We start from the raw sequence: 10,723 nt of genomic DNA, 5'->3' as shown, positions 1-10,723 counted from the left end.
AAAGACTGGCCGAGACCGTCAGAGCACATTGGACCATCGAGAACCAGTTGCACTGGAGCCTCGATGTCGTCTTCCATGAGGACGATGCCCGAACCCGCAAGGATAACGGGCCGCAAAACCTGGCCATCATCAGACGCCTCGCCCAAAACATCTTGCAAGCCCATCCTCTCGACAAACCCATCGCCAGCAAGATGCGAAGAGCCAGATGGAACAGAGACTTCCTCTTCCAGCTCTTTACTCATATGCGATAGCCCTGCCCTCGTGGGGGAGATGCCCGGTAGGGCAGAGGGGGGCGCTGTCCCGTCAACCGCAGAAAACAAATCCGCTCTTCAAGTCAATCTCGCAAAATCATTCCTCTACTAAATTTATAGAAATACCTAGCCTGATCCATCTTCCAACCGGCGAGGCCATTTTTCCCGGCGCCGATCCGCAGCGAAGGAGAGGGATCATGTTCAATCCGACCAAGCGCTTCAATCTGACCAGACGAGTTTTCGGCATCGGGCTGCTGGCGGCAAGCGTTGCCGTGTCGTTCGGTGCCGCCGCGCAGGAGTTGAAGCAGTTCAGCATCGGCTATCAGAAGACCGGCCTGCCGGTGATCGCCAGGCAGCAGCAGGTGATCGAGAAGGCGCTTGACGACAAGGGCGTCACCGTCAAATGGGTCGAGTTCACCGCCGGGCCGCCGCTGGTCGAGGCGCTCAATGTCGGCGCCATCGATGTCGGCTGGACCGGCGACGCACCGCCGATCTTCGGCCAGTCGGCCGGCGCCAACATCGTCTATGCGGCGGCGCTGCCGTCGAATGGCGAGGGCGAGGCGATCTTCGTCAAGCCGGCCTCGCCCATCCGGTCGGTCGCCGACCTGAAAGGCAAGCGCGTCGGCGTCGGCAAAGGCACCAGTGCGCACAATTTGCTCGTCGCCGCCTTGGAAAAGGCCGGTATTCCGTTCGACCAGATCACGCCGGTCTATCTCAGCCCCGCCGATGCGGCCGCCGCCTTCGCCAGCGACCAGATCGACGCGTGGGCCGTCTGGGATCCGTTCTTCGCCATCGCCGAAACGCGCTACCAGCCGCGCGTGCTGGCGCGCTCCAGCGAGGTGCTCAAGGTCAACACCTATTTCCTCGCCAACAAGGATTTCGCCAAGGCGCACCCCGAGATCGTCACCACGACGATCGCGGCCCTTGGCGAGGCGGCGAAATGGGCCGACCAGAACCGCGACAAGGTGGCTGCGGCGCTGCATGAGGTGACCGGTGTGCCGCTCGAGGCGCAGACGATCGCCGCCAACCGCACCAAATTCGGCATCATTCCGATCACCGACGAGATCGTCGCCGGCCAGCAGGCGACCGCCGACCGCTTCTACAAGCTCGGGCTGATCCCGAAAGCGGTCCGCATTTCCGACGCGGTGTGGACCGCGCCGGGCAATTGATTTTTTCTCCGACGGCGCCGGGTGAGAACGCCCGGCGCCGTTTGACGTTTGCACCTTCCAGAGGCCAGACATGACCGCGCCAGCCAGCACCGCACCGCTCGATTTCTTCTGGTTCATCCCGACGCATGGCGACGGCTCCTATCTCGGTTCCGAGGAACAGCAACGGCCGCCGGAATTCGGCTACTTCAAGGAAATCGCGCAAGCGGTCGACCGGCTCGGCTTTCCCGGCGTGCTGTTGCCGACCGGACAGAACTGCGAGGATTCCTGGATCACCGCGACGGGACTTGCGACGCTCACCGAAAAACTGAAGTTCCTTGTCGCGCTGCGGCCGGGCGTGACGCTGCCGACTTTTGCCGCGCGCCAGACCGCCGCGCTCGACCGGCTGAGCAACGGCCGGCTGCTGCTCAATGTCGTGGTCGGCGGCAACCCGACAGAGCTCGCCGGCGACGGCGTCTTCCTGCCGCATGACGAGCGCTATGCCCAGGCGCATGAATTCCTGACCATCTGGCGCGGCCTGGTGTCCGGCGAGCGCGTCAATTTCGACGGCAAATATTATCGCGTCGAGAATGGCCGCCTCGACCTTCTGCCGCGCCAAGAGCGGCCGCCGCTCTATTTCGGCGGATCCTCGGACGCGGGCCAAGACCTCGCCGCCGACCTCGTCGACATGTATCTGACCTGGGGCGAACCGCCGGCGCAGGTCGCCGAAAAGCTCGCTGCGGCGCGCAGGAAGGCGGCGCTGCGCGGCAGAAAACTGCGCTTCGGCATCAGGCTGCATTTCATCGTGCGCGAGACCGAGGACGAAGCCTGGCGCGCCGCCGACCGGCTGATCAGCCACGTCACCGACGCCCAGATCGAAAACGCGCAGGCACGTTTCCTCACCCAGATGGACTCGGTCGGCCAGCGCCGCATGGCCGAACTGCATGGCGGCCGCCGCGACAGGCTGGTGGTGTCGCCCAATCTGTGGGCCGGCGTCGGGCTGGTTCGCGGCGGCGCCGGCACGGCGCTGGTCGGCACGCCGGAGCAGATCACCGAGCGCATCCGCGAATATCAGGCGATCGGCATCGATACCATCATCGGCTCCGGCTATCCGCATCTCGAGGAAGCCTACCGTGTCGCCGAGCTGCTATTCCCGAAGCTCGGGCTCGGCACCAGGCGGCAGCGGGCGCATGAGAACATCGCCAACGAATTCTCCGTTGGCTTCCATGGCGCCAACCGCCTGCAGGCCTCGTCATGAGTCTGGCTCAACGTGTCGGCAAGAACGGCATCGGCTGGCTGCTGCCGGTGCTGGTGATTGCCGGCTGGGAGATTGCATCACGGGCCGGCGTCATGCCGGCCAACGTGCTGCCGGCGCCAAGCGCCGTCGCCGAGGCCTTCTGGCGGCTGACGCTGTCGGGCGAGCTGATCCGCAACATCGGCGTCAGCACCGCACGCGCGCTTGCCGGCTTCGCCGTCGGCGGCTCGATCGGCTTTGCGCTTGGCCTCGCCAACGGGTTGTCGAGGCTGAGCCGCGGCCTTACCGACACGACGCTGCAGATGATCCGCAACATTCCGCACCTGGCGCTGATCCCGCTGGTCATCCTGTGGTTCGGCATCGACGAGGAAGCAAAGCTGTTCCTGGTGGCGCTCGGCGTGTTCTTTCCGATCTATGTCAACACGCTGCTCGGCATCCAGAGCGTCGATCCGCAGCTGGTCGAGATGGGCCGCGTCTACGGCATGGACCGGCGCGCGCTGTTCTTCCGCGTCATCCTGCCCGGCGCACTGCCGGCGATCTTCGTCGGCCTGCGCTACGCCTTGGGCATCATGTGGCTGACGCTCATCGTCGCCGAAACCATCTCGGCCAGTTCCGGCCTCGGTTACATGGCCATGCAGGCGCGCGAATTCCTGCTGATCGATGTCGTCGTGCTGTCGATCCTGATCTATGCGCTGCTCGGCAAGCTCGCGGACAGCCTCGCCCGCCTGCTCGAGCGGTTCTTGCTGAGTTGGCATCCGGCCTTCCAGAATGCATGAGTTTTCGATGCCAGCCGCCAGCCTGACTTCCGTTCGTTCCTTCACCGCCACGCCAGCGCCGGCGCGCCCGGCGATATCGGTCGAAGGGCGGCGCGCCTTCGCCTTCAAGGGCGTGGAAAAACGCTTCGGCGACAAGACCGTTCTCGACGGCGTCGATCTGGACGTGCCGGCCGGCCAGTTCCTTGCCGTCATCGGCAAGAGCGGCTGCGGCAAGAGCACGCTGCTCAGGCTGCTGGCTGGGCTCGATCGGCCGACATCAGGATCGCTGACATTCGGCGTGGAAGAGGAAGGCCATAGCCGCACCCGCTTCATGTTCCAGGAGCCGCGGCTCCTACCCTGGGCCAGCGTGGTGAAAAACGTCGAGGTCGGGCTGACCGGGATTGCTTCCGGCGCAGGGGCCCGCCAACGCGCGCTCGACATTCTCGGCGAGGTCGGGCTTGCCGATCGCGCCGACGAATGGCCCTCGGTGCTGTCCGGCGGCCAGAAGCAGCGCGTGGCGCTGGCCCGCGCGCTGGTCGGCCACCCGCAAATCCTGGCGCTCGATGAACCACTGGGCGCGCTCGACGCGCTGACCCGCATCGAGATGCAGCAATTGCTGGAACGGATCTGGATCGCGCAGAAGTTTACCGCGGTGCTGGTCACGCATGACGTCGCCGAGGCGGTTGCGCTCGCCGACCGGGTCGTGGTGATCAGTGAAGGTCGGATCGCGCTCGATCTGGATGTCCCGGTGGAACGGCCGCGCCGGCGCGGCTCGGGGGAGCTTGCTCGGTTGGAGGGCAAGATTTTGGATCGGCTGTTCGGGTAGGGCTGTTGGGCGGAGGCAGTTTCAACGTTCGGGATTTGGCACGAGGCCTCCCCGACTTCGTCATCCACGGGCGGAGCGGAAGCGAAGCGTACGCGCAGACCCGAGGATGACGAAGGGATGGGCCTTTTCGCCAATTACAATCGGCGGCTCCACACGATCCTTCGCGATGCCGAAGCGACAGTTCGCCAGCGCTTCCCATCGCAGCTCACCCTCCTGACCGGTTCGCCCACACCAGCCCCATCAGGCCGACCAGCATGGTGACGATGCCGGTATAGAGCCATTGCGACTGGCCGGTCATGAAGCTGCCGCCGATCGCGCCGACGCCTTGCAGCGCCCACAGCGCGCCTATGGCAAGCACGATCAACGCCAGCAGATTTTTGATCAGTCTCATTGCCGGATCTCCTTTTCGAAGTCGATCGGTTACAGGGTTGCGGCCGTGATGAAATAGCCAAAGGAAGGGACCTGGTCGCCCTCACTTCTACTTGGATATCAGCGCTCAATCTTGTCAAACAAATCCCGAATATCGGCGCGAAGATCATGATCAACTGATCATCGTGCGCCGGAAAATCCCTAACAGACTGTTACCCAGCGACTCCAAACGTGTGATCTTGCCACGGAACCGACAGATGGTTGCCGCATTTCCTGCCTTATTTGGCTCCTAACGGCTGGGGTCTGTCAAAAACGGAGCCATCCCTCAAATATGAAGAACTCAAAACAGACCGCGCTTGTCGCGGTAACGATCGCTGCTGGCCTGATGGTCGGCGCATCTTCGGCAACCGCCGCCAGCCAGTGCGGCCGCGCCTCGTGGTACGCCTTGCACTCCAAGACCGCATCGGGCGAGCGCATGAACCCGTCGGCAATGACCGCCGCCCACCGCACGCTGCCCTTTGGCACCAAGCTCCGGGTAACCAACAAGAACAACGGCCGCAGCGTCATCGTGCGCATCAACGATCGCGGTCCGTTCATCCGGGGTCGCGTGCTCGACCTGTCGAAGGGTGCGGCCGGCCAGCTCGGCTTCATCGGCTCCGGCCACACCGCCGTCTGCATGGCGCGCGTCTAAAGCTTCCTGTGTCCGGCAAGAGGGCCGGACACATTACCTACACATTTCGCAGCCGCACACTGAGCCGGCTGGCGCCATTCAGGGCCGATTCCCAGGGGCTTGAACCAAAGAAGCATTGGTCACGCCGCGTGACGTATTGCATCGCAGCAATTAGTTGTTAACTTCCCCGCGAGACATTTAAGGCTCGGCGCTGCTCGTCGTCCCTTCGGTCGCAGGCAGCAGCGGGGTTCTCGATGTTCTACCAGCTCTATGAAATGAACCATGCGGCCTTGCAGCCGGCGCGCCTCTATGCCGATGCGGTGCGCCTGCTCTATACCAATCCGCTCAATCCGTTGTCCCATACGCCCTGGGGCCGTTCGGTCGCGGCGACCGCCGAATTGTTCGAGCGCACCACGCGCCGCTACGGCAAGCCGACCTTTGGCCTCGACAAGACCGTGGTCGACTGGAAGACCGTCGCGGTCGCCGAGAAGACCGTCTGGTCGCGGCCGTTCTGCAATCTCGTCCGCTTCGAACGCTCCGTTCCCGCCGGGCGCAAGCCGGATCCGAAGCTTTTGATCGTGGCGCCGATGTCGGGCCACTATGCGACGCTGCTGCGCGGCACAGTTGAAGCCATGCTGCCCCATGCCGACGTGCACATCACCGACTGGGTCGATGCCCGCATGGTGCCGCTGGCCGACGGCAGCTTCGATCTCGACGACTATATCGACTACATCATCGACATGCTGCATGCGCTCGGCCCCGACACCCATGTGATGGCGGTGTGCCAGCCTTCCGTGCCGGTGCTGGCGGCCGTGGCGCTGATGGAAACCAAGGGCGATCCCTTTGTGCCCTCGACCATGACCCTGATGGGCGGGCCGATCGACACCCGCCGCAATCCGACGGCGGTCAACCTTTTGGCGCAGGAAAAGGGCATCGACTGGTTCCGCGACAACGTCATAATGACCGCGCCTTGGCCGGTGCCGGCCTTCGGCCGCGAGGTCTATCCAGGCTTCCTGCAGCTGTCCGGCTTCATGAGCATGAACCTCGACCGCCACATCATCGCCCACAAGGACTTCTTCATGCACCTGGTGAAGCATGACGGCGACAATGCCGAGAAGCATCGCGATTTCTACGACGAATATCTGGCTGTCATGGACCTGACGGCGGAGTTCTACCTGCAGACCGTCGACACCGTCTTCGTGCGCCAGGCCTTGCCCAAGGGCGAGATGACGCATCGCGGCACCAGGATCGATCCGTCATCGATCCGCAACGTCGCGCTGTTCACGGTCGAAGGCGAGAACGATGATATTTCCGGCCTTGGCCAGACCAAGGCCGCGCATGACCTTTGCCCCAACATCCCCGCTGAACGGCATGCGCACTATATGCAGCCGGCGGTCGGCCATTACGGCGTCTTCAACGGCTCGCGCTTCCGCTCCGAGATCGTGCCGCGCATCGTCGACTTCATCACCAGCTATGGCCGCCAGGAGCGCGTTGCGGTGAAGCCGAAGCTGGTCCGCACGGCCAAGAGATAATCCTGCAACGAGAATCCAGGCCAATTATTCGGCAAAAGCCGCCGGGTGATTCTGTTGCACAAGTGCCGCTGTCCAGCCCCTCGGGTAACCATGCCGACAATCCGACCGACGTCGTAATTGACACGGACTGTAAAACCCCCTTAACCTTTCGTTAATAACAAAGGGTGAGCGGGGACAATGATTTCCTCATCAGTGGCGCGACGGCTGCGCGTGTATGTGGCAGCCGGGCTGGCAGTAACGGGAGGCTGGGTGGCACCGGCTTTGGCGGCCGGAGCGATGGCGACCGGGGGTCTCACCTCGCAGCCGATCGGCCACTATGATTTCTGCAAGCTGCATCCCAGCGAATGCTCGATCCGCCCGTCCAATCTCGCGCCGGCCTCGATGACCGACGGGCTGATGCGCAAGCTTCTCAATGTCACCGCCAGGGTCAACGCCGCCGTCAAGCCAATGAGCGACATGGACATCTACGGCAAGGACGAGGTCTGGGCCTATCCCGACAAAGGCGTCGGCGATTGCGAGGACTACGTGCTGGAAAAGCGGCGCCAGCTTTCGCGTATGAGCATCTCGCTTGCCGATCTGCTGATCACCGTCGTGCGCAAGCCCGACGGCGAGGGCCACGCCGTGCTGACGGTGCGCACCGACAAGGGCGACTACGTGCTCGACAATCTGACCGACAAGGTCAAGGCGTGGGACGCAACCGGCTACCGCTTCCTCAAGCGGCAGGCAATCGACAACACCGGCCGCTGGGTCTCGATCCGAGGCGGCCAGCAGGTCCTGGTCGGCGCGGTTCAGTAGCGCGTAGGCAAACAGAGCGACTTCTGCGAAGGGTCGGCGATCCTTCGCCCCCTCTGTCCTGCCGGACATCTCCCCCTCAAGGGGGGAGATCGGATGTTACCTCCGCTTTCGCCAATTTCCCGCGTTGAATAATGTTGAAGAAGGCGAGCCGGCACCGAAGCTGCCAATCTCCCCCCTTGAGGGGGAGATGTCCGGCAGGACAGAGGGGGGCGCCGTCCCGCCGGCGTCTCGCTATTGGCCTAGCGCCGCTCGCATCATGCCACCCTCCCAACAATCTCGCATCCTCCGTGAACCATTTCCTCCCGGCCGACGACACACAGCCGTGAACCGAACCCAATCATGGAGACTTCAGATGACTGTACTTTTGCGAAATGCATTCCTCGCCGCCATCGCGGCATCGGCACTGGCCGGACCCGCCTTGGCCAACCAGACTATCCCAAGCTGCGCCAACACCTCGACCAACGATTTGTGGAGCGGCCGCTGTTGCAACCTTGGCGACTCGAACTGCCTGGGCGGCGGAAACAATGGCCACGACCATAGCGACAAAGGCGGCCGGGGAAACAATGGCGGCACGGCCGGCAAGAAATGATCCCACCAAAGATGCCTGCTGGCGGATCGCCGGCGGGCATCTCTTCACCTGAAGCGAGACACCTTCGCGAGGAAATCGCCAAGGTGCGCCTCCGGCGCAGATCGCGAAGCTACGGCTGCCGGCCCAGCGCCGCGCGGATCGATGCGGTGATGCGGCGAAGCTCCGCCTCGTCGAGCTTTTCGATGTTCTCGGCCAGCAGATTGGCCAGTTCGGTGGCGGCGGGGCTTAGGCCCGACGTATCGAGCTTCACACGCGGATGCGAGGCTTCGGCCAGCCGCGCCAGCTCCTCGGCGTCGTCCCAGATAATGTTGAAATAGCCGATGATCTTCTGGATCAGCGTCCAGGTCGGCGCGCCGCGCCTGCCGTGCTCGAGCGCCGACAGATAGGCGGCGCTGACGCCGATCGCCGCCGCCATGTCCTTCTGGCTGACGCCGCGTTCGCTTCTGAGCGTCCGCAGCTTCTCGCCGAACGGGGTCATGCGCCCACCCTCATGAGCGAACGCCTCACGATCGCGGCCGCCGCAGCCGGATATAAAGCGCACCCGAACCGCCATGGTTGCGGGCAGCATGGTCGTGGCTGGAGACCAGCGGCCGGAAGGCAGCCGTCGACAACCAGGCCGGCACGGCGCGCCGCAGCACGCCGTCGCCGCCGGAGGACGAGCCCTTGCCCGTGATGACCAGGACATAGCGGATGCCGCCGGCATGCGCCCGGTGCAGGAACGAGAACAGCAGCGAATAGGCCTCGTCCTGGGTCAGGCCGTGCAGATCGACCCGGCCTTCGATCGGCAGCCGGCCCTTCGACAGCTTGTCCAAGGTCGGCTCGTCGAGCGCATGGGCGACATGCTGCGTCTTGGGCTTTGCCGCGGCGGGCGTATTGGCAGCGGCCAGCGCCGGTTGCGACTGATTTGGCCTGGCCTCGGCAGGGATGTTGGGGACGTCGACAGCCATCCTGCCCTTCAGCGGCTTGGCCGTGCGCGCCACCAGATTCCACAGCACCCGGTCGTCTTCGCTCAGCTTGTCCGGACGCTGGGTCATCGATTCGACCCCGAAACGAGCGCGCGCGGCACCAGCGCATAAAAATCGGCCGGATTGCGCACCACGCCGGCGATCTCGCCGGCGGCATCGCCGGAACCGGCGAAGAGATCACCCCGCGCCGGTCCGGTGATGGCGGAACCAGTGTCCTGCGCGATCATCAGGCGGCGGAACGGTTTTGCGTCGAAGGCGGTGAGCGTCGGCGCATCGATGTAGAACGGCGTGCCGAATGTGTGCAGCAGGCGGTCGACGGCAATCGAGCGTCCCGGCGTCAGCGGCACCTTGGCGGCGGCGATCGGACCAAGCGTCGCGTCCTCGACATCGGCCTCGCGGAAGAAGATGTAGGAGCGGTTCCGCCACAGGATCTCGTCGACGCGGTCCGGATGCGCCTTGAACCAGGCGCGGATCGACTGCATCGTCACTTTTTCCAGCGGGATTTCTCCCAGTTCGCTCAGCACCTTGCCGGGCCCGGTGAAGCGCTGGCCGGATTTGGCGGCATAGGTGACGCGGGCAAGCCGGCCGTCGGTCATGTTCAGTCGTGCGGCACCCTGCACATGAACGAAGAAGGCATCGACCTTGTCGGCCAGCCAGGCGATTTCCAGGCCCTTGCCATCAAGCGCCCCGCGCTCGATCTCGCCGCGATCGGGATATTCGAGCAGCCCGTCCGGCGTCTGCCGCGCAAAAGCGAGGTAAGGATCCATGCCGGGCGGGCGGTTGCCGTCCTCGATATCGACGAGATCGGCCGGGCGCGACAGCAGCGGCACCGAAAACCGCTCCGTCCGAACCGGCGAGGCTTCGACCACAGGCTCGTAGAAACCGGTGACGAGGCCGGCGCCACCGTTCTCGGGTCGGATGTGCACGGGCGAGAAATGGCGCTCGAAGAAAGCCTGGGCTTCCTTCCGATCTGGAGATCGCGACCGATTCGCCGGCGAAACGGTGCGAGCCTCGGCATAGGCTTCGGCAAAGGCATCGAAATCGACGCCGAGCACACCACTGCGATACGGTTTGGTCAGAACGTGAAAGGCCGAGCGGCGAAAGGCGGCGAAGGCCGCCAGATGATCGTCATCGTCCCAGCCGGGGAGGTCGGCAAAAGATTTTCCGACAAAGAGTGGCGATAGCGACACCGGAGCCTCGCCGCCGTTCCGGGTTCAGTCTTCTTCCTCGGTGGCGACGAGCTTCCAGTTGGGATCGCGCGAGCGCGTGTCGCGAGCGAAGGTCCAGACATCCTTGACCTCGGCCACGGTTTCCGGGTCGCCGTCGATGACCGCGCCGGCCTTGTCGCGGGTCGCCGAAATCAGCTCGCTGATGATGCGCAGCGTGACATGCGCCTCGCCGCCCTTCATCTCGGCCGAGACGATGTCGGCCTTGTCGATGCCGACGAAGGAGGACTGGATCTTCTCCGCCTTGGCCTCGCGATCGCCGATCGCGGCGACAAAACCGTCATAAACCTCGCGCGACAACAGGTTCTTCAACGTTTTGCGGTCGCAGTCGGCATAGGCCATGAC

The 10,723-nt window shown here is 64.1% G+C and carries 14 protein-coding genes; 9 read left to right on the top strand and 5 right to left on the bottom strand.

What is annotated here, in order from left to right:
* The 5 genes from NKJ06_RS32505 to NKJ06_RS32485 form a co-directional block, all read left to right on the top strand.
* The coding region (locus NKJ06_RS32505; RefSeq protein ID WP_352812061.1) for an ISAs1 family transposase at nucleotides 1-251 on the top strand (251 nt) is incomplete at its 5' end.
* Nucleotides 252-448: 197 nt separating this feature from the next.
* Complete coding sequence (locus NKJ06_RS32500) at nucleotides 449-1,420, top strand: sulfonate ABC transporter substrate-binding protein (RefSeq protein ID WP_352812060.1); 972 nt, start codon at nucleotides 449-451, stop codon at nucleotides 1,418-1,420.
* A 70-nt stretch (nucleotides 1,421-1,490) separates the two neighbouring features.
* A complete protein-coding gene (gene ssuD / locus NKJ06_RS32495) occupies nucleotides 1,491-2,654 on the top strand; it encodes an FMNH2-dependent alkanesulfonate monooxygenase (protein WP_352812058.1) in 1,164 nt (387 codons plus the stop codon).
* Complete coding sequence (locus tag NKJ06_RS32490; RefSeq protein WP_352812057.1) at nucleotides 2,651-3,427, top strand: ABC transporter permease subunit; 777 nt, start codon at nucleotides 2,651-2,653, stop codon at nucleotides 3,425-3,427. Before ssuD ends, NKJ06_RS32490 begins: the two co-directional genes overlap by 4 nt.
* A 7-nt stretch (nucleotides 3,428-3,434) precedes the next feature.
* A complete protein-coding gene (locus NKJ06_RS32485; RefSeq protein ID WP_352812056.1) occupies nucleotides 3,435-4,232 on the top strand; it encodes an ATP-binding cassette domain-containing protein in 798 nt (265 codons plus the stop codon).
* Nucleotides 4,233-4,437: 205 nt separating this feature from the next.
* Here NKJ06_RS32485 and NKJ06_RS32480 read toward each other — a convergent pair whose 3' ends face one another.
* Nucleotides 4,438-4,623, bottom strand: coding sequence for a hypothetical protein (locus tag NKJ06_RS32480; RefSeq protein ID WP_352812054.1), 186 nt, complete (start codon nucleotides 4,621-4,623; stop codon nucleotides 4,438-4,440).
* A gap of 309 nt (nucleotides 4,624-4,932) precedes the next feature.
* Between NKJ06_RS32480 and NKJ06_RS32475 the strand changes: the two genes are divergently transcribed.
* From NKJ06_RS32475 to NKJ06_RS32460, 4 genes are all read left to right on the top strand, one after another.
* A complete protein-coding gene (locus tag NKJ06_RS32475; protein WP_352664036.1) occupies nucleotides 4,933-5,292 on the top strand; it encodes a septal ring lytic transglycosylase RlpA family protein in 360 nt (119 codons plus the stop codon).
* Between the two features lie 233 nt (nucleotides 5,293-5,525).
* Nucleotides 5,526-6,803: a polyhydroxyalkanoate depolymerase gene (locus tag NKJ06_RS32470; protein ID WP_352812052.1), complete on the top strand. Its 1,278-nt coding sequence runs from the start codon at nucleotides 5,526-5,528 to the stop codon at nucleotides 6,801-6,803.
* Between the two features lie 177 nt (nucleotides 6,804-6,980).
* Nucleotides 6,981-7,598, top strand: coding sequence for a transglutaminase-like cysteine peptidase (locus NKJ06_RS32465; RefSeq protein ID WP_352634714.1), 618 nt, complete (start codon nucleotides 6,981-6,983; stop codon nucleotides 7,596-7,598).
* A gap of 352 nt (nucleotides 7,599-7,950) precedes the next feature.
* The gene (locus tag NKJ06_RS32460; RefSeq protein WP_352634712.1) at nucleotides 7,951-8,187 is read left to right on the top strand and encodes a hypothetical protein; all 237 of its coding nucleotides are present in this window, start codon (nucleotides 7,951-7,953) and stop codon (nucleotides 8,185-8,187) included.
* A 109-nt stretch (nucleotides 8,188-8,296) separates the two neighbouring features.
* On the opposite strand, the gene NKJ06_RS32455 is transcribed toward NKJ06_RS32460, so the two are convergent.
* The 4 genes from NKJ06_RS32455 to NKJ06_RS32440 all read right to left on the bottom strand — a co-directional run.
* The gene (locus NKJ06_RS32455; RefSeq protein WP_352634709.1) at nucleotides 8,297-8,665 is read right to left on the bottom strand and encodes a helix-turn-helix domain-containing protein; all 369 of its coding nucleotides are present in this window, start codon (nucleotides 8,663-8,665) and stop codon (nucleotides 8,297-8,299) included.
* 25 nt (nucleotides 8,666-8,690) lie between these two features.
* Nucleotides 8,691-9,221, bottom strand: coding sequence for a Smr/MutS family protein (locus NKJ06_RS32450; RefSeq protein ID WP_352634707.1), 531 nt, complete (start codon nucleotides 9,219-9,221; stop codon nucleotides 8,691-8,693).
* Nucleotides 9,218-10,342, bottom strand: coding sequence for a murein transglycosylase A (gene mltA / locus NKJ06_RS32445; protein WP_352812049.1), 1,125 nt, complete (start codon nucleotides 10,340-10,342; stop codon nucleotides 9,218-9,220). The genes NKJ06_RS32450 and mltA overlap by 4 nt, the downstream gene beginning before the upstream one ends.
* 24 nt (nucleotides 10,343-10,366) lie before the next feature.
* Nucleotides 10,367-10,723: Tim44/TimA family putative adaptor protein (locus NKJ06_RS32440; protein WP_352812047.1), on the bottom strand; the 357-nt coding region annotated here is incomplete at its 5' end.

The sequence above is a fragment of the Mesorhizobium sp. M0293 genome, assembly GCF_040321735.1.
Classification (GTDB): domain Bacteria; phylum Pseudomonadota; class Alphaproteobacteria; order Rhizobiales; family Rhizobiaceae; genus Mesorhizobium.
Note: the sequence above shows the minus strand (reverse complement) of the source record. Positions and strands in the feature narration are given on the sequence as shown.